The 18,058-nt window shown below is 73.8% G+C and carries 17 protein-coding genes; 9 read left to right on the top strand and 8 right to left on the bottom strand.

Annotated elements, in window-relative coordinates; all coding sequences use genetic code 11:
- Positions 1-5: 5 nt before the first annotated feature.
- The 4 genes from QP089_RS09550 to QP089_RS09535 all read right to left on the bottom strand — a co-directional run bounded on the left by QP089_RS09550 (position 6) and on the right by QP089_RS09535 (position 4,681).
- The gene (locus QP089_RS09550) at positions 6-1,226 is read right to left on the bottom strand and encodes an SDR family NAD(P)-dependent oxidoreductase (RefSeq protein ID WP_285911052.1); all 1,221 of its coding nucleotides are present in this window, start codon (positions 1,224-1,226) and stop codon (positions 6-8) included.
- A 2-nt stretch (positions 1,227-1,228) separates the two neighbouring features.
- Entirely contained in the window at positions 1,229-2,419 is a 1,191-nt protein-coding gene (locus QP089_RS09545; RefSeq protein ID WP_285911051.1) for a DegT/DnrJ/EryC1/StrS family aminotransferase, read from the bottom strand.
- A gap of 3 nt (positions 2,420-2,422) precedes the next feature.
- A complete protein-coding gene (locus QP089_RS09540; RefSeq protein WP_285911050.1) occupies positions 2,423-3,895 on the bottom strand; it encodes a GumC domain-containing protein in 1,473 nt (490 codons plus the stop codon).
- A 120-nt stretch (positions 3,896-4,015) separates the two neighbouring features.
- Positions 4,016-4,681, bottom strand: coding sequence for a response regulator (locus QP089_RS09535; protein ID WP_285911049.1), 666 nt, complete (start codon positions 4,679-4,681; stop codon positions 4,016-4,018).
- A 293-nt stretch (positions 4,682-4,974) separates the two neighbouring features.
- Here QP089_RS09535 and galE point away from each other — a divergent pair, with 293 nt between their 5' ends.
- Positions 4,975-5,988, top strand: coding sequence for a UDP-glucose 4-epimerase GalE (galE, locus tag QP089_RS09530; RefSeq protein ID WP_285911048.1), 1,014 nt, complete (start codon positions 4,975-4,977; stop codon positions 5,986-5,988).
- A gap of 92 nt (positions 5,989-6,080) precedes the next feature.
- Here galE and QP089_RS09525 read toward each other — a convergent pair whose 3' ends face one another.
- The 3 genes from QP089_RS09525 to QP089_RS09515 all read right to left on the bottom strand — a co-directional run bounded on the left by QP089_RS09525 (position 6,081) and on the right by QP089_RS09515 (position 7,805).
- Complete coding sequence (locus QP089_RS09525) at positions 6,081-6,644, bottom strand: DUF2752 domain-containing protein (RefSeq protein WP_285911047.1); 564 nt, start codon at positions 6,642-6,644, stop codon at positions 6,081-6,083.
- 75 nt (positions 6,645-6,719) lie between these two features.
- Positions 6,720-7,148, bottom strand: a complete 429-nt coding sequence (locus QP089_RS09520; RefSeq protein ID WP_285911046.1) for a hypothetical protein — start codon at positions 7,146-7,148, stop codon at positions 6,720-6,722.
- A gap of 63 nt (positions 7,149-7,211) precedes the next feature.
- Positions 7,212-7,805: a TetR/AcrR family transcriptional regulator gene (locus QP089_RS09515; RefSeq protein ID WP_285911045.1), complete on the bottom strand. Its 594-nt coding sequence runs from the start codon at positions 7,803-7,805 to the stop codon at positions 7,212-7,214.
- 109 nt (positions 7,806-7,914) lie between these two features.
- Here QP089_RS09515 and QP089_RS09510 point away from each other — a divergent pair, with 109 nt between their 5' ends.
- The 8 genes from QP089_RS09510 to QP089_RS09475 all read left to right on the top strand — a co-directional run bounded on the left by QP089_RS09510 (position 7,915) and on the right by QP089_RS09475 (position 15,850).
- Complete coding sequence (locus QP089_RS09510; RefSeq protein WP_285911044.1) at positions 7,915-8,376, top strand: cupin domain-containing protein; 462 nt, start codon at positions 7,915-7,917, stop codon at positions 8,374-8,376.
- A gap of 7 nt (positions 8,377-8,383) precedes the next feature.
- Positions 8,384-9,175, top strand: coding sequence for an alpha/beta fold hydrolase (locus QP089_RS09505; RefSeq protein WP_285911043.1), 792 nt, complete (start codon positions 8,384-8,386; stop codon positions 9,173-9,175).
- A 327-nt stretch (positions 9,176-9,502) separates the two neighbouring features.
- Positions 9,503-10,114 carry a TetR/AcrR family transcriptional regulator gene (locus QP089_RS09500; protein ID WP_285911042.1) on the top strand — a complete coding sequence of 204 codons (612 nt, stop codon included), beginning with the start codon at positions 9,503-9,505 and terminating at the stop codon, positions 10,112-10,114.
- 81 nt (positions 10,115-10,195) lie between these two features.
- Positions 10,196-10,825, top strand: a complete 630-nt coding sequence (locus QP089_RS09495; protein WP_285911041.1) for a LysE family translocator — start codon at positions 10,196-10,198, stop codon at positions 10,823-10,825.
- A gap of 140 nt (positions 10,826-10,965) precedes the next feature.
- A complete protein-coding gene (locus QP089_RS09490) occupies positions 10,966-12,324 on the top strand; it encodes a PucR family transcriptional regulator (protein WP_285911040.1) in 1,359 nt (452 codons plus the stop codon).
- Between the two features lie 97 nt (positions 12,325-12,421).
- Entirely contained in the window at positions 12,422-13,033 is a 612-nt protein-coding gene (locus QP089_RS48760) for a TetR/AcrR family transcriptional regulator (RefSeq protein WP_353070562.1), read from the top strand.
- Positions 13,030-14,376 carry an MFS transporter gene (locus QP089_RS09480; protein WP_353070561.1) on the top strand — a complete coding sequence of 449 codons (1,347 nt, stop codon included), beginning with the start codon at positions 13,030-13,032 and terminating at the stop codon, positions 14,374-14,376. Before QP089_RS48760 ends, QP089_RS09480 begins: the two co-directional genes overlap by 4 nt.
- A complete protein-coding gene (locus tag QP089_RS09475) occupies positions 14,366-15,850 on the top strand; it encodes a pyridoxal phosphate-dependent decarboxylase family protein (RefSeq protein ID WP_285911038.1) in 1,485 nt (494 codons plus the stop codon). The genes QP089_RS09480 and QP089_RS09475 overlap by 11 nt, the downstream gene beginning before the upstream one ends.
- Here QP089_RS09475 and QP089_RS09470 read toward each other — a convergent pair.
- Positions 15,847-18,036 (bottom strand): hypothetical protein, encoded by a 2,190-nt coding sequence (locus QP089_RS09470; RefSeq protein ID WP_285911037.1) that lies wholly within the window; start codon positions 18,034-18,036, stop codon positions 15,847-15,849. The two genes, QP089_RS09475 and QP089_RS09470, sit on opposite strands and share 4 nt — an antisense overlap.
- Positions 18,037-18,058 lie beyond the last annotated feature (22 nt).

Genomic DNA, 18,058 nt, shown 5'->3' with positions numbered 1-18,058 from the left:
GCACCTCACAGGCCGGGAGGGTCGGGGCTGCACCCTGTGTTGCACAGACAAGAGGGGCCGGGCGGCGGCGGGTCACCGGCCGGGAGCGGGCGCCGCACCGGGTGGTACTCCGGCAGCAGCCGGCGCAGCAGCAGCCGCACCCGCACGTCGTCGCCGGCCCCGGCCGCCGCCGCCAGCTCGTCCAGCAGCAGCGGCAGCCCGGCGGGCGGCGATGCCGGCCGGGTCGCCCAGATCTTCGGGTGCGCGGTGCGGATCCGCCGCTCGGAGTCGGCGAACGCCTTCTCCGCGAGCTTCTCGCCGGGGCCGAGCCCGCTGAACCGGATCGTCACCTCCGGCAGCCGCAGCTGCTCGGCGTACCGGTGCACCAGCTCCACGACCGGGACGGGACGGCCCATGTCCAGCACGAACGTCTCCGCCTCCTCCGCCAGCGCCGCCGCCTCGATCAGCAGGCCCGCCGCCTCCGCCACCGTCATGAAGTGCCGCGCCACCTCCGGATGGGTGATGGTGACGACCTCGCCGGAGGAGATGCGGTGCGCGAGCAGGCTGAGCAGCGCCCCGGCCTCGCCGATGACGTTGCCGACGCGGACCGCCGCGAAGCACGTCGGGCCGCCCGTCGCGGTGCGCAGCAGCAGCTCGCCGAGCCGCATCGTCGCCCCGAGCACCGAGGTCGGGTCGGCGGCCTTGTCGGAGGAGACGAACACCAGCCGCTGCACGTCGTGCCGGACCGCGCTGTCGACCACGTGCCGGGTGCCGACGACGTTGTCGGCGACGCCCCGGCACGGGTCCTGCTCCACCTTCGCCAGTTCGTTCTGCCCGGCGGTGTGGAACAGCAGCTCCGGGCGCGCTGCCGCGACGACCGCGGCGACGCGCTCGGCGTCCCGCACGTCGGCCTCGGCGGCCGTGACCCGCACCTCGGCGGGGCCGTCCGCGAGCTCGCGGCGCAGCTGCCCGGCCAGCCGCGCGAGGCCGTCCGCGTCCTTGTCGACCAGGCACAGCGCCGCCGGCTCCAGCCGGCCGACCTGCCGGCACAGCGCCGACCCCACCGTCCCGCAGGCGCCGGTGACCAGCACCCGCTGGCCCCGGACGAGCCGCCGGCCGCGCAGCCCGGCCAGCGCGACCTCGTCCCGTCCCATCAGCAGCGCGAGCGGGCTGACCGGGACGGGCGGGGGCGGCGCGGCGGCCGCGCGGCGGGCGGCGCGGGACAGTCGCGGCGGGAACCATCGCACGGTCAGCTCCGGGCCCGCAGCGCCTCGGTGAGTGCGGCGATGACGCGGTCCCGCCCGTCGGACGTCAGCCCGGGATACAGCGGAAGCGACAGCAGCTCCTCGCCGACCCGGTCGGTCACCGGCACCCGCGCGCACTCGTCGGCGCCCAGGATGTCGCGGTAGGAGGTCATCTGGTTCGCCGGGATGAAGTGCACGGACGTCGACACGCCCGCCGCCTCCAGCTCGGCGCTGATCGCGTCCCGGTCCGGGACCCGCACCTGGTAGAGATGCCAGGCGTGCTGGATCCCGTCGAGGTGCCGCTGCGGCAGCGTCAGGCCGGGCAGGTCGCGGAACGCCTCGTCGTAGGCGGCGACGATCTCCGCGCGGCGCCGCTGCCACTCCGGCAGCGCGGCGAGCTGCGCCCGCCCGATGGCCGCCTGCACGTCGGTCATGTTCGCCTTCAGGCCGACCTGCTTCACGTCGTACCGCCAGCTGCCGCCCGGCAGGTACCGCTTCCACGAGTCCTTGCTCATCCCGTGCAGCCGCATCGCGCGGACCTTCTCCTGGAGGCCCTCGTCGCTCGTCGCGATGGCGCCGCCCTCGCCGATCGGCATGTTCTTGGTGGCGTAGAAGGAGAAGCACGCCGCGAACGACTCCGACCCGACGGGCTTTCCGCCGCGCGCCGCGCCCGGGCCGTGCGCCGCGTCCTCGATGACGCGGGTCCGGTCCAGCCCGGCCGCCTCCGTCAGCGCCGCCACGTCCACCGGGTAACCGCCCTGGTTCTGGACGATCATCGCCGCAGGCCCGTCATTGTGGGGGGACGCCCCCCCACGCCCCCCGGCAACCGCCTTCACTCGCGCGGCCGCGGCGGCGACCGTCTCCGGGCTCGGCACCAGCGTGTCCTCGTCGATGTCGACCAGCACCGGCCGGTGCCCCGCGTGCAGGATCGCGTTGATCGCGCCGCAGAACGTCAGGCTCGGCGTCAGCACCGCCGACCCCGGCGGCAGCTCCAGCGCGCGCAGGCACAGCTCCAGCGCGGTCGTGCACGAGGCGACCGCGACGACGTGCGCGGCGCCCAGGTGGTCGGCGAACTCCTGCTCGAACGCGGCGGTCTGCGGCCCCGTGGTGATCCACCCGGAGTCGAGCACCTTCACCACGGCGTCCGACACCTCCCCGGACAGCGACGGGATCGTGAACGGAACGGCTGCACTCATCTGCTACCCCTTGATCTTGCGGGACGTGGCGATGACGCCGAGGAGCGGCCAGCCGGACGCGGCGACCAGGTCCCGGACCGTCTCCAGCCCCGACACCCGCGTCACCGGACCGACCACCACGACCACCCCGACCTCGTCGTCCGACCCCGGATCGATGTCCTCGAACGCGTGCACGTGGCACACCGCGCGCACGGGCACCGGAACCGGCTGGGTGACGTCCGTGGGGGACACCGCCTCGCCGGACTTCTTCGTCATCACGGCGGTACCGCCCCCGGCGCGGACCACCGACCTGCTCCTGCCGGTGCCGGGACCGGAGCTGTTCAGGGACGCGCCGTCGACCGTCCCGCCGCCGGAGCCGTCCCCGGGCCCGCCCTTCTCCGGCCCGCCGTCCTTCGGCTTGCCGTCCTTCGCCTTGCCGTCCTTGGATTTCGCGGCCGCGCCGGTGACGATGCCGCCGCCCTCCCCCGGCCGCTGCCGGACGGGCCGGGTCCCGACGACCTTCGTCCGGTCCCCGTACACCGCCGACGCCACCGACGACACCAGGTCGGCGGGCAGCGGGCCGGGCGCGCCGACCAGCGTGACGTTCCCGACCTCCTCCTTGCGGGCGGCCAGCCGGACCCGCCGGCCGAGGTCGGCGAGCTCCGCCGGCCCCCGGTCCGCCCAGCCGAGCAGCGGGACGCCGAGCCGCCGCGCGACCCGCCGCTGCCCTGGGACGGTGGGCCGCGCCATCTCCGTCACCACCGCGACGAGGATCCCGGCGACCAGCCCGACCAGGCCCGCGACCGCCGCCATCATGACCGCCGGGTTGCTCTTGGGCGCCAGCACCGCCGGCTGCACCACCGAGGCGTTCCCGGCGGCCAGCAGCTGCGCCTGCAGGTCCGAGCGGTTCGAGCGCAGGTCGGTCAGCTCCGCCTGCACCCGCTCCCGCTCGTTCGCGGCGCCGATGTCGGGGTTCGGCTGCGCGCCGGCCCGCCGCGACAGCGGCCCGAGCTTCTTCTCCAGGTCCCGCACCCGCTTGTCGATGCCGGCGATCTGCTGCGTGATCGCGCCCTGGTTGGAGTCGTTGATCTCCTGCACGACGGCGGCGCCGATCCCGTCGGTCATCCGCCGCGCGGCCTGCGGGTCCCTGTCCTTCACCGACAGCTCCACGACCGTGGAGGTGCCGAGACCGGCGACCGAGATGCTCTTGGCGAGCTTGGACGTCGACCGGTGCAGGCGCAGCTGCCCGAGCACCCCGCTCAGCAGGTTCTCGCTGGTCGCGAACGCCTTCACCTGGCTGACCTCGGTGCTGACACCGGCGTCGCCGGCCGCCGCGTCCGCCGCCTTCGCGGTCGCCTGCAACCGCGTCTTGGCGACCGCGGGCGGGTCCTGCCGGCTCATCAGGCCGCCCACCAGCACCAGCGGGACGACCGTCATGACCAGCAGGAGCGCCCAGTAGCTGCGGGCGACGCGCGCCGCGACCTCATCGATCTCCACGGGTCTCCCCTCCGGCCTCCTGCTTCGGTACGGCCGAGCGTAGGAAGGCCGGTAGCCCCCCGAATCGCCCAAACGACGACCCCCCACTACGCCGTTTGCACCAGACCCCGGCATCGGGGGTCAGGCGCCGGTGCCCGGGCGCATGCCGGCGCGCATCGCGAGCGTGATCGCCTCCAGCGCCGAGTGCATGTCGAGCTTCGCCAGCAGGTTCTGGGTGTGCGTGCGGACGGTGTTCGCCGACAGCCCGAGCCGGTCGGCGATCTCCGCGCGGCCGAGGCCGTCGACCATGCACTGCAGCACCTCACGCTCGCGCGGCGTCAGCTCCGCGAGCAGCCGCGCGCCGCCGCTGTCGCGCGGGTCGCCCGCGACGAGCCGGCGCAGCACCTCGCCCAGCACGTCCGGCGGGAGCCAGCCGCCCTGCCGCGCCGCCGACCGGATCACCCGCGCGACCAGGTCGGCGCCCTCGGTCTTCGACAGCCAGCCGACCGCGCCGCGCCGCACCGCCTGCACCAGCGTGTCCAGGTCGCTCATCGCGGTCAGCACCACGACCCGCACGTCCGGGTGGTCCTCGCGGACGCGGTCCAGGACGTCCAGGCCGCTCTCGGCGCCGAGCGTCATGTCCAGCACGACCACCTGCGGGCGCTCGGTCCCGGCGAGCGCCAGCGCGCGCCGCACGTCCGCGGCGATCGGCAGGATCACCAGGTCGGGCTCGCGGCCCAGCCGGGCGGCGAGCGCCTCGGCGAACAGCGCGTGGTCGTCCACGATCAGGACCCGGATCGGTTGCATCCACCGACGATGACCGGTGCGGACGCGATCCGGATCCTGCAAACGCTGTAGTCGTTTCGGACATGCCACGGCGCCCCGGGCACCGGGCACCGAACCCGGCTCGCGCGCCCGTCCGGGGATCTCCGCAGGTGGCGGGCGCGCGCGGGAGAACCGTGCGCGGACGCCCCGCACCGGCCCCCGGTTCACCGCGGTCCGGACCCGGACAACCTGGAGCGCGCTCCGTTGACCGGCCGCGACCCGCTGCTGATCCTGTCCGTGACCGAGCAGGGACGCACTGGCTCAGGGGATGCCATATGAAAGTCCTGATCACTGGGGGAGCCGGCTTCATCGGCAGCACGATCGCGTCCGCGTTCGCCGAACGCGGGATCACGCCGGTGGTGCTCGACAGCCTCGTCACGGGCAGGCCGGAGTTCACCGACGGAAAGATCTTCTACCAGGGCGACATCGGGGACGGGGACCTCGTCGACGCGATCTTCCGGGAGCACCCGGAGATCACCGTCGCGGTGCACTGCGCCGCGCTGATCGTGGTGCCCGACTCGATGAAGGACCCGCTGCGCTACTACCGGGTCAACCTGGGGCGGACCCGCGATCTCGCCGAGCACCTGGTCCGCAACGGCTGCGATCGGATGATCTTCGCGTCGACCGCGGGGATGTACCGGCCGGAGGCGGACCTGTCGGTGTCGGAGACCTCGGCGCTGGAGCCGCAGAACCCCTACACCCGCTCGAAGATGATGGCCGAGCTGATGCTGGCGGACGTCTGCCGCGCGACCTCGCTGCGGGTCGTCTCGCTGCGCTACCTCAACCCGATCGGCGCCGACCCGCAGCTGCGCACCGGCCTGCAGAGCAGCAAGCCGACGCACGCGCTCGGCAAGATGATCGAGTCCTACGAGCTGGGCGTCCCGTTCAAGATCACCGGGGTGGACTGGGACACCCGCGACGGCACCGCGATCCGCGACTACATCCACGTCTGGGACATCGCCCGCGCGTTCTGCGAGGCGGCGGACCGGTTCGACTCGATCGTCCCGCCGCTGCGCCCGGCCGGGGAGGGCTCCGGCTACGAGGTGATCAACCTCGGCACCGGCGACGGCACGACCGTCCGCGAGCTGGTCGACGCGTTCCGCGAGGTGGTCGGGGAGGCGTTCGTCGCGGAGGAGGCGCCGGCGCGTCCCGGCGACGTCGTCGGCGCGTTCGTCCGGCCGGACAAGGCGTGGGAGCTGCTGCGCTGGAAGCCGGAGTACACGATCGAGGACGCCATCCGCCACTCCCTGCTGTGGGCCGAGCGCCGCCGCGAACTCGACGTCGCCTGAGCGCTCCGGCAGGCGCCTGACCCGCCCGCCCGGGGCTCGCCCGGTCCCCTCCCACCTTCCGCCGGAGGGGACCGGACGAGCCGGGCGGGCTTCTAGGGGCGCTCCGGGCGCCTGAACCTGCGCATCAGCGGCAGCACGACGAGCATCTGGACCGCCGCGGCGGCGCCCGCGATGGCCATCGCCAGCCCCATGCCCATCACCTGGTGGCGGAAGTCGCCGTCCTCGCTGCGCAGCATCGCCGAGTGGGACGCCTGGTACGCCCACAGCCCCGCCACCGCCAGGAGGGCCAGCGCCCACGCCACGCCCCGGCGTGGCACCTGCACGTTCACCCACCGTCCGGCGACCAGCCCCACGGCCCACCTGACCAGCACGAGGAACGCGCCCGGCACCACGACGAACGCGATCGGGTTGTACTCCCACGCGGTGGCGACGTCCCCGCGCATCAGCGCCTGCACCGCCCGCGTCCCGCCGCACAACGGGCACACCATGCCCACCAGCCGAAGCGGGCTGTGCAACGCGATCGGCGGCAGCCCGAACACCGCCATCGCGGCGCCCGCCAGCAGCCCGAGCACGGCCAGCACACGCAACTTGCGATGCCGGTCGTCCCGGTCCCAGCTGAACCGCACGGGCACGAGCCCGCCTCTGGCCGTCGTCACCCTCCCGTTCTACCCGCCACGACCCCCTGAGGGAAAACGTTCAGGTCGGGATGAAGAGGACTCTGGTGAAATTCATCAGCTCCCTCCGATGAACTGGTGGTCGGTGCGGATGCGGCCCTCGTCGTCCAGGGTGATGACGTCCAGGCCGCCGCCCACGGCCTCGCCTGTGTCGACCGAGGCCATCGACCAGCGGAGGGCGAGCACATTGGGCAGGAGGTAGGTGGCTTCTCCGGCCGCTTTGAAGACGTGTTCGCCCGGGGCGACGAACATGTCGTAAGCGCGGGAGATTCTGCCGTTCAGGGCGTCATGGCCGCGGACCTCCAGCGGCGGAATGGGAAAGGCCAGATTCCTCGCGGCGTCACGGATCTCCTGGGGCGGGTTCACCAGAACCTGGACACCGTCGGGCGTCCACAGTTCCTTGATGAGAACTCGCCGCGTCTCGGGATCGGATTCGTTCCACTGTGCGATGTAACGGTCGGACCATTGCTCGAGTCGTTCGTCCATGTGCAGCAGTCTGCGGCGTGAACTGCGACGATGCGATTCCCTGGAGGGAATGAACGGCGGGCGCTACGTCTGGTCGGCGAAGGCCGCTCTGGTGAGGGTGGCGGCGGTCTCGACGGCGGTGGCGATGGCGTCGTCGGGGGAGAGGCCGCACAGGTCGGTGAGGACGAAGAACGCTTCGGCGCCGCAGGCCAGCGTGAGGGAGTGCTTGAGGCGGGCGACGGCGTCCGGGGACGGGCCCTCGAAGGGGGCCAGGGCGTGGTCGATCAGCGCGAACCGCATGCCGGGGCGCGCGCCGGACCGGGCGGGCACGGTGATCGTGCTGGAGATCATCGCCCGGACGGCGCCCTGGTGCGCGTGGACGTGGCGGAGCAGGTAGCCGGTGGCGAAGGCGATCCGTTCGGCCGGGTCGGCGGATGCGGCGACGGGGGCGAGGGCGTGCTCGGGGCCCGGCCAGAGACCTTCCAGCGCCTCCTGCAGCAGCGAGATCAGGTCGGGGAAGTAGCGGTAGGCGGTGGCCTCGGAGACGAGGGCCGCCTTCGCGACCTGCGGCATCGTGACCTCGGCGCCGGATCGGGCGAGGTCGCGGCAGGCCTCCACGATCGCCCGGCGCGTCCGGGCCTTCTGGTTCGCGCGTCCGGTGGCGGTCTCGGCCTCCATCGCCCGGCTCCTTCCTGAGGGTCAACCTTCTTCGTGAGAGTGTACTTGCACGAACTCGCGCGAGCCCCCTATCGTCCTGATAGGTGACTCTCACGAAGGAGGGATCGAGATGAACAGAGCCGCGATCGTCCGGCCGGACGAAGGGGAGACCGTGCGGCTGGGGACGACCACGATGCGGATCCTGGAGGACGGCACCACGACCGGCCACCGCCTCGGGATCGGCGAGATCACGGTCGCCCCGCACACCGAAGGGCCGCCGCAGCACCGGCACGCGAGGCACGACGAGGGCTTCTACGTGGTCTCGGGCACCGCCCGCTTCACGGTCGGCGAGACCAGTTACGACGTTCCGGCGGGAACGCTCGCGATGATCCCTCCGGGCGCGCCGCACACGTTCGCCAACCCCGGGGACGAGCCCCTGGGGCTGCTGAACACCTTCACGCCGGACCTTTACGTCCAGTACTTCCGCGATCTGAAGGAAATGATCGAGTCGGGGATGGAATTCACGCCAGAGGCGACGATCGAGGTCATGAAGCGCTACGCGACCGAGCCCGCCACCGAGTACGCCGAATAGGAGCCGGATGTCCGAGTACCTGTTGTCAACTTCCCTCGGGGACGTTCCGCTGACCGTTAACGAGAGCGGAAAGGGGAAGCCCGTCCTGCTGCTGCACGGTGGCGCCGGTCACAATTCTGTGAGCGGTTTCGCCGAACTGCTGGCCGGACGGTCCCGCCGCACGTTCGTCCCCGTCCACCCCGGGTTCGGCGGGACGCCGCGTCCCGCGAAACTCGATTCGATCCGCGCACTCGCGGACCTCTACGCACGGCTGCTGGAAGAGCTGGCGCTGGAGAACGTGACCGTCATCGGCAGTTCCATCGGCGGCTGGATCGCTGCGGAACTCGCCCTGGTCGCGGCCGGGCGCCTGGAAGCGCTCGTGCTCCTTGACGCCGCGGGCCTGGACAGCGCGGAGCATCCGGCCGCGGACTTCTTCTCGCTGCCGTTCGACCAGGTCATCGAGCTGAGCTACGCCGATCCGGACGCGTACCGGGTCGACCTTTCCACGCTCACCGGCGAGCAACGTGCCATCGCGGCCGGAAACCGGGACGCGCTGCTCGCCTATGGCGGTGAGTCGATGGCCGACCCGAGCCTGAAGGACCGGTTGGCGGCCATTTCCACGCCGACGCTGGTGCTGTGGGGAGAGGCCGACCGAATGATGACGCCCGAATACGGCAGGGAGTACGCCCGGGCCATTCCCGGATCGCGTTTCCATATCGTCGAGCGCGCCGGGCATCTGCCGCAGATCGAGGCCCCCGGCGCGGTGCTGGAGCTGTTCGAGGAATTCACCTCGACCGTCAGCTCCGCTGACGCGCGCTGAACTGGGCAACCACAGGGGTGACGCGCCTGGAGGGGGACGGCCACACCCGGCCACCATGCGAGCGCGCACCGCGCGGCGGCCAGGCGTTCCGCCGGTGACAATGGCGCCGGTCAGGCGGGGGAGCGCGGGAGGGGCGGCCGAGGAAGCCGCGCGTCGCCGTCCGGTGACGCACTGGCATGAGACGGCCGTCTAAACTAACGTCGCCGCCAAGCAAGCGGTAGGTACCCGAACCGGAACCGGCCGCACCGGGCCGCCCGGCCCCCGCCCGGCGGCGCGAAACGGCCGAACGTGCGGGAGAATGGGGGACGGTCACAGCGAGGAGGCGTTTTGAGCGGCGATGTGCGGTTCACCGTCACGCGGACGCTGACCAAGGATCAGCAGGCCAGGCGCGAGCGGCTGATCGACGCGGCGCGCGATCTCGCGCGCGAGGGCGGCTACCCGGCCGTCACGATGCACGACGTGGCGGACCGCGCCGGGGTGGCCCGCGCGACCGTGTACCGCTACTTCGCCACCAAGGACCACCTGCTCACCGAGGTCGCCGCGACCTGGGCGCACCGCATCACCGGCGACATCGACGCGCTGGCCGTCGGCGACACCCCGGTCGAGCGGCTCACCGCGCTGCTGGAGCGGATCGTCGAGGTGGCGGCGCAGGAGCGGACCCTGACCTCGGCCATCATCCAGGCGGTGACCTCCGACGACTCCAGCGTCGACGACGCGCGCACGGTGCTGTTCCTGTTCGTCCGCGACCGGCTGTCGGCCGCGATCGGCGAGCCGGTGCCCGCGCGCGACGAGGTGGAGGTCGTGCTCGGCCACATCCTGCTCGCCGCCCTGGTCAGCCTGGCCTCGCTGCGCCGGCCCACCGAGGAGATCAGGGACATGGTCCGCACGTCCGGGCGGCTGGTGCTGGCCGGGGCGCTGGCGGACGCGACGCCCGCCTGACCCGGTCGCGCCCATTGGTCCTGTTTTCGCGCGCCCTATTGGCTCTCCCGGACGAACCATCGCGCTCGTAGCGTTCCCCGGGTGACGCACCCACTGCTGTTCCTGCTCGCCGCGGCCGCCCTCGTCGCGATCCCCGGACCGAACCACCTCTACATCACCACCCGCAGCATCGGGGAGGGGCGGCGCGCCGGCGTCGCGTCCGCCCTCGGCGTGGAGTCCGGCATGCTCGTGCACATCGCCGCCGCGGCCGCCGGGCTGTCGGCGCTCGTCGCCGCGTCCGCCACCGCGTTCGGTGTCCTGCGCTACGCGGGCGCCGCCTACCTGGTGTTCCTCGCCTACCGGACGCTCCGCGCCCGCGACGGCGAGGACGGGCCGCGCCTCGAGCCCCGGCCGCTGCACCGCGTCTACCTCGACGGCGTGCTGGTGAACGTCCTGAACCCCAAGGTCGTGCTGTTCTTCCTGGCGTTCCTGCCGCAGTTCGTCGATCCGCGGGCCGGCGCGGTCCCGGCGCAGATCGTGGGGATGGGGCTGGTCACCGCGCTGATCGGGCTGGCCGCCGACCTGGTCTACGCGTTCGCCGCCGGGGCGCTCGGCGGCTGGCTGCGGGCCCGCCCCGCGTTCCGCCGCCGCCAGCGGTACGCCACCGGGTTCGTCTACCTCGGCCTCGGCGCCGCCGCCGTGCTCGCGGGACCGGGCGCCCGGCGGACGTAGATTCCGATGAACGGTTTGTCAGTCGTCTTATAAGCGCCGGACCGCAATGCGTGCCCGATCGTGCAGCCCGCCCGGTTCGGGCTCGGTAGCTTCCGAATGGCCCCGAGGTCCGAACCCGATCGGGGGCGGGAGGTGCGAAGGTGACGACGAGCCTGAAAGCTTTTGCCGGCGGGCCCGGGGGGTCCGGGGGAGCGCAGGGGCCCGCGGGGCCCGGGGCGCCGTCCTCCCCGGACGGGGGCGGGCGCTCGCCGCTGAAGCCGTGGGCCGGGGTGCCGAGCGAGCTGTCGGAGATGTTCCGGCCGCACCTGGAGGCCCTCGCCGAGGAGATGATCGAGGAGATCCTCGCCGGGATCCCCGAGTACTCGCGCCCGCAGGACGAGGAGTACGCGCGGCTCGTCCGGGCCGCGGTGGAGGGCGCGCTGCGGCAGTTCGTCGACCTGATCATGGACCCGGAGAGCTCCTGGGAGGCGGTCGCCTCCGTCTACCGGGAGATCGGCTGGGCCGAGGCCCGCGAGGGCCGCAACCTCGACATCCTGCAGACCTCGCTGCGGCTCGGCGCCCGCGTGGCCTGGCGCCGGCTCGCCTCGGAGTCCGAGCGCTACAACATCTCCCGCCGCACCCTCGCCAGCATCGCCGAGGCGATCTTCGCGTTCCTCGACGAGATCGCCCGCGCCGCCACCGAGGGGTACACCAAGGCCCGCGAGCAGGAGGCCGGCGAGCTGGAGCACCGCCGCCGCCGGCTGCTGGACATGCTGCTCGCCGAGCCGCCCGCCGCGCCGCAGGCCGTCGCCGACCTCGCCCGGCTCGCGCAGTGGCGCGTCCCCCGGACGGTCGCCGCGGTCGTGCTGTACGAGCGGGGGCAGCAGCCGTTCTCGCACCCGTCGCTGCCGCCGGACGTCCTCGCCGACGTCAACCGGCGCGAGCCGTGCCTGCTCGTCCCCGACCCGGAGGGCCCCGGACGCGGCCGGATGCTGGAGTCGGCGCTGCGCAACTGGGTCGCCGCGCTCGGCCCGACCGTCCGCACCGAGGACGCCGCGAAGTCGCTGCGCTGGGCGCGCGAGGCGCTGCCGCTGGCCCGCCGCGGCATCCTGGCGTCCGACCGGCTGATCCGCTGCGCCGAGCACATGCCGACGCTCGTCGTGTTCAAGGACGAGGAGCTGGTTCGCGCCGTCGCCGACCTGCGGCTCGCGCCGCTGAAGACCGTCCGGCCGCGGCACCGCGAGCGGCTGATGCGGACGCTGCTGTCGTGCCTGCAGAACGGGTTCAACGCCACCGAGGTCGCGACCCGGCTGCACGTCCACCCGCAGACCGTCCGGTACCGGCTGCACCAGCTCGAGGAGCTGTTCGGCGAGCGGCTGTACGACCCGGAGACGCGGCTGGAGATGGAGATGGTGCTGACCGTCTGGCTCACCACCCCGCCGGAGGGCCGGGCGGGCGGGGACGTGATCCCGCTGGACGGCCCGCGCCGCCGCGACCCCGACACCGCCGCCGCCGAGTAGCGGCCGCCGCCCCGGCCGCGGCCCCGGCGGCCACCCCGTCCGCGGCTCTCCATCAAACGATTGACGGAGACGCGGCGGGCGCCCTACGGTGTGCGGCATGACCAGCGACTCCGGCCGGGAGCGCGTCCTCGACGCGGCGACCCGGCTGTTCGCCGCCCTCGGCTACGACGGCACCTCCACCCGCATGATCGCCGAAGCGGCGGGGCTCAACATCGCCACCGTCGCCTACCACGCCGGCGGCAAGCGCGACCTCTACCTCGCCGTCATGGAACGCGCCCACCAGGCCGAACGCGCCGCCCTGGCGACGGCCGTCGCCGAGATGACGCCCGACGCGGCCGGGATCCTCGCCGTCGTCGACCGCTACGTCGACTTCTGCGCCGCCCACCCCGAGATCCCCGGGCTGTGGATGCACCGGTGGCTGTCGGACGCCGCCGACGTCGCCGACCTGGAGAACACCTACGTCCGGCCGCTGATGGAGACCGTCGTCGACGCCGTCGCCAAGGTCCTGCCCGAAGGCGCCGCCGACGAGGTCGACGTCGAGTACGTCGCCTGGACCGTCGTCTGGTGCACGCACGGGTTCGCGCGCGGCGGAGTCCTGCGCGCCGACGGCCGCCGCCACGGCATGGACGACGCCGCCGCGCTGGCCCGGTTCCGCGCCAACCTGCGCCGCATCGTCACCGCGGGCCTGAACCTGGGCGACGCGTCGTGAGCGCCGCGCTCGCCCGGCGGCGGCTGCTCGGCTACGGCATAGGCTCGGTCGGCACCGGCGTGTTCTCCGCCGTCCCCGGCCTGCTGCTCCTGTACTACCTGACCGACGTACTCGGCGTCTCGGCCGCCATCGCGGGCGCGGTCCTGGTCGTCCCGAAGGCGTGGGACGTGGTGCTGAACCCGATCGTCGGCGCCGCCAGCGACCGCGAGGCCGTCCGGACGGGCCGCCGCACCCGGCTGCTGCTGGTCGGCGGCGCGACGCTGCCGTTCCTGTTCGCCGCCATGTTCGCCGTCCCGGTGGACTCGCCGGGCTTCGGCGCGGGCTGGGCCGCGGTGACGTTCCTGCTGGCCGCGAGCGCGTTCGCCTGCTTCCAGGTGCCGTACGTCGCGCTGCCCGCCGAGATCTCCGACCTGCCGTCCGAGCGCGGCCGGGCGATGGCGTGGCGGGTCGTGTGCCTGACCGTCGGCATCCTCGTCGCGGGCGGCCTCGCGCCCGCCCTGTCCGACTCCGCCGGGGGAGGACGCGCCGGATACGCGCTGATGGGCGCCGTGATCGGCGTCGTGATGGGCGCCGCGCTGATCACCAGCGCACTGGCCAACCGGTGGATCCCCTCCACGCCCGGCCCGCGCCCGCTCGGCCTCGCCGCCGCGCTGCGCGCCGCGCGCGGCAACCGCCCGTTCTTCGCGCTGCTCGGCGGCTACGCCGCGCACACCCTCGCCGTCGCCATCATGCTGGCGGGCGCCCCGTACGTCGCGACCTACCGGCTGGACGACTACGGCCTCACCTCGGCGATGTTCGTGTGCATGGTCGGGCCGAGCGCGTTCGCCGTCCCGCTGTGGCGGAAGATGTCCGTCCGGTACGGGATCGTCCCCTGCTACGTCACGGCGCTCGCGATGTTCGCCGTCACCGGGTTCGCGTCCTACCCGGCGATCTCCTCCGGATCCCGTCCCGGCGTGCTCGTCCTCGCGGGGCTGACCGGCGTCTGCTACGCCGCCGTCCAGCTGTTCCCGCTGTCGCTGCTGCCCGAGACCGTCCACGCCGACAAGGGACGCACCGGGCAGGCCCAGGCCGGCGCGTTCACCGGCCTGTGGACGGCCGCCGAGACGGGCGCGCTCGCCCTCGGCCCCGGCGTGTTCGCGCTGGTGCTGGCCGTGTCGTCGTTCCGGTCGTCCGACCTGGACGAGCCCGTCCACCAGACGGGCTCGGCGCTCACCGGGCTGACCGTCGGGTTCACGATCATCCCGGCCCTGCTGTTCCTGCTGGCCGTCCCCCTCCTGCTGGCCTACCGCCGGCTCGCCGCCGCCCACCGAACGAGCGAGGAAGCACAGCCCCATGCCGTCTGAATCCGACGAAGTCGCCCCGGGGGGCGCGGGGGGTCGTCCCCCCTCGAGCGGTACTGAATCCGTTCTCCCGGAGCACGGCCGCGCGGGCGCCGACCTGCTCGCCGAGCTCGCCCGGCTCCGCGACGCCGACCTGCCCGTGCGCGGCGGCCACGTCACCGCCTACGTGTACGACACCGGACGCGAGGCCGTGCACGACCTCGCCGCCACCGCCTTCCGGGAGATGCTCGAGGTCAACTGCCTCGATCCGACCGCGTTCCCCAGCATCGTCGCGCTGGAGCGCCGCATCGTCTCCACCGTCGCGGCCAAGCTCGGCGGCGGCACCGGCATCTTCACCAGCGGCGGCACCGAGTCGATCATGCTCGCGGTGAAGGCGGCCCGCGACGCCCGGCCGGTCGCCGGACGGCCCCGGATCGTCCTGCCCACCACCGCGCACCCCGCGTTCCACAAGGCCGCGCACTACCTCGGCCTCGACGCCGACCACATCCCGGTGGACGGCGACTTCCGCGCCGACCCGGCGGCCGTCGCCGCCGCGATCACGCCCGACACCGTCCTGGTCGTCGCGTCCGCGCCGTCCTACCCGCAGGGCGTCATGGACCCGGTCGAGGAGATCGCCGGTGTCGCCGCGTCCGCCGGGGTGCTGTGCCATGTTGACGCGTGCGTCGGCGGCTGGGTGCTGCCCTGGCTGCGCGACCTCGGACGTCCCGTCCCGCCGTTCGACCTGTCGGTGCCCGGCGTCACGTCCATCTCCTGCGACCTGCACAAGTACGGGTACGCGCCGAAGGGCGCGTCCGTCGTGCTGTTCGCGGACGAGTCGGTCCGCCGGGCCGCCTACTTCGCGTCCGCCGAATGGCCCGGCTACACCGTCATCAACGCCGGCGTCCAGAGCAGCAAGAGCGCCGGCCCGCTCGGCGCCGCCTGGGCCACGCTCAACGCGGTCGGCGCGCAGGGCTACCGCGACCTCGCCGCGACCGCCATGGACACCGCCGAACGGTTCATCGCGGGCATCGCCGGCATCGCGGGACTGTACGTCCTCGGCGACCCGGCCGTTCCGCTCGTCGCCGTCGCCTCCGACGACCCCGCCCTCGACGTCTTCACCATCGCCGACGAGGCCCGCGCCCGCGGCTGGTTCTTCCAGCCGCAGCTCGCCTACCAGGGCGTCCCGCCGAACCTGCACTTCACCCTCACCGGCGTCAGCGACGTCGACGCGCTGCTGTCCGCGCTCGCCGACGCCGCCAAGGCCGCCCGCGCATCCGGCCCGCCCGACGTGCCGGCCGACCTCCTCGCCGCGCTCGCCGACCTGGACCTGGACGGCCTCGACGACGCCGGGTTCACCGGCCTCCTCGCCGCCGTCGGCGTCGACCTCGACGGCGCCGGACCCGAGATGGCCGTCGTCAACACCGTCCTCAACGGCCTGCCGCCGGCCACCCGCGAGGCCCTGCTCGTTCGCTTCCTGTCCGCCCTCTACGCCGGCTAGTTCAGCCTGATCAGGCGCTTCAGGTAGGACGGCTCGTCCAGCTTCGCGCCGAGCACCAGCGGCACGTCCGCCGCACCGGCCGTGACCGACGCGACCCGCTCACCGGCACCGCCCTGGTGCGGCGGGTCGCCCCGCACCGCAACCGGCACCCGCAGCCCCGGCCACCCCACGACCGTCACCGGGGACGCGGCGCGCAGTGGCGTCGTCCCGCCGAGCCCGTCGTCGACCTCGCCGACCCTGGCGCCCTTCCCCGCCAGGGTCGCCGGGGTCAGCGCGTTCTCCGCCGCCGCGACGAGCCGCCCGCCCGCCTCCACGGCCGCCATCGCGCTCGGCGACTTCTGCCCCATCACCGCGCCGAGGATCAGCGTCGGCACGCCGGCGACCCGCTTGCGCGCCGCGAACACGAAGTTCCCGCCGGCCGCGTCGGTGTAGCCGGTCTTCCCGCCGACCACCCCGTACTGCCCGACCAGGATGTTCCCGCCCGGACGCGCCGGGCTGCCGTCATCGGGCACGTACGCCCGCCGGTTCACGATCTCGGTGAACGCCTGGACCTTCATCGCCGCCCGCAGCAGCTTCACCTGGTCGGCGGCGGTGCTGACCGTCCGCGAGTCGTACCCGCTCGGATCGGTGTAGCGGGTGCTGGTCATCCCCAGCTCCCGCGCCGCCGCGTTCATCTTCGCGACGAACGGCTGGTCGCCGCCCGCGTCCCAGCGGGCCAGCTCGTGCGCCAGGTCGTTCGCCGAGATGATCAGCAGCGCCTCCAGCGCCTTGCGCTCGGTCAGCCGCTGCCCCGCCGTGATCCCGAGCAGCGACTCCCCGCGCTTCTTGCGGGCCGGGATCTCCGCCACCCCCTGCGGCGACACCGCCAGCACCGGCCCCGCCTCACCCGTCTTCAGCGGATGGTCGCGCAGGTACACGAACGCCGTCATCACCTTCGCGACGCTCGCCGTCGGCGTCGGCGCGGACCCGCCGGACGATCCCATCGCCCCCAGGCCGTCCACGTACACCGCCGACTGCCCGACCGCCGGCCACGGCAGCGAGGGCGCCGCTCCCTTGAAGACGTGGCTGGACGCCAGGTCCAGCTTCACGGTCGGATCCGGAACCGGCCGGATCAGCTGCCCGGCCACCACCCCGACGACCAGCACCAGCGCCGCTATGAGGACGATGAGCCCGCGCCGCCGCTTCGGCCGCTCTTCCGTCTGGGCCATGGGCGGGGCCGGAGCGGGCGGCCGCGGTGCGGCGACCTCCCAGGGGCCGCTCTGGACGGGCCGCACAGGCGCCGCCGCGTTCTGCGGCGTCGGTCCTGGCGGCGTCGCGCCTGGCGCCGCGTCCCACCGGATGGAGTCGGGCCGGAACTCGCCCGCCGGCGCCTGCTGCGGCGCCTCCCATCCCGCCGGTCCGGGGCTCTGGCGCGGCGTCTCCCACCACTCCTGCCCGCCCGGCCGCGGCGGCGCCGCCGGCTCCTGCGCGGCGGCGTCTTTCGGCGCGGGCACCTCCCATGAGGTGGGCAGCCGCTCGACCCGCGTCACCGCGGCGGGCGACTCCGCTCGCGACTCCGGTGCCGCCTCCGCGGACGCCTCGGGCCGCTCGTCCTCCTCCGCGTCGGTCGCCTCGGGCCCGTCCGGCTCCTCCTCCGGGGACGCCTCCGGCTCGTCTTCCGGCTCGCGGGCCGCAGCGGGTTCGTCCGCCGGTTCCTGCGCGGGCTCGTCGTCTTCCGGTGGGACGGGAGGCGCGTCCTGCTCAGGAACGGTGTCCGCGTCCGGCGCGGTTTCGGCCCGCTCAGCGCCCTTTTCCGGGACGGTCTGCGCGGCGTCCGCCTCCGGCTCTTCTTCCTCCGCGTCCTCGGGACTCTCCTCCGCCTTCGCGTCCGCGTCCTCCGCCTCCGGCGGCGCGTCCTGCTCGGGCGTCTCCTCGGAGTCCTCGTCTTCCTGCGGGGTCGGCGCGTCCGCCTCCTCGCCGGCCGGTTCGGCGTCGTCCGCCGCGTCTTCGGCGGGCTCGGTGTCCTCGGTGTCTTCGGCGGGCTCGGCCGGTTTGTCCGGGCGCCGGATGTCGGGCCTGGTCAGCGAGGCGTTCTTCGCCGGGGCGGGCGCCGGGATGCGGAACTCGGCGGTGGCCGTGCGGCCCGGTTCGGGTTCGACGTCCTCCGGGCGGTCGGCCGGCTCCGGTTCCTGCGGGACGTCGTTCACGGCCTGCCCCCTTCTCAGCTCG

The organism is Actinomadura opuntiae (assembly GCF_030283205.1).
In the GTDB taxonomy this organism is placed as follows: domain Bacteria; phylum Actinomycetota; class Actinomycetes; order Streptosporangiales; family Streptosporangiaceae; genus Spirillospora.
The sequence above is the reverse complement of the archived record's forward strand: the minus strand, read 5'-3'. Positions and strand labels throughout refer to the sequence as shown.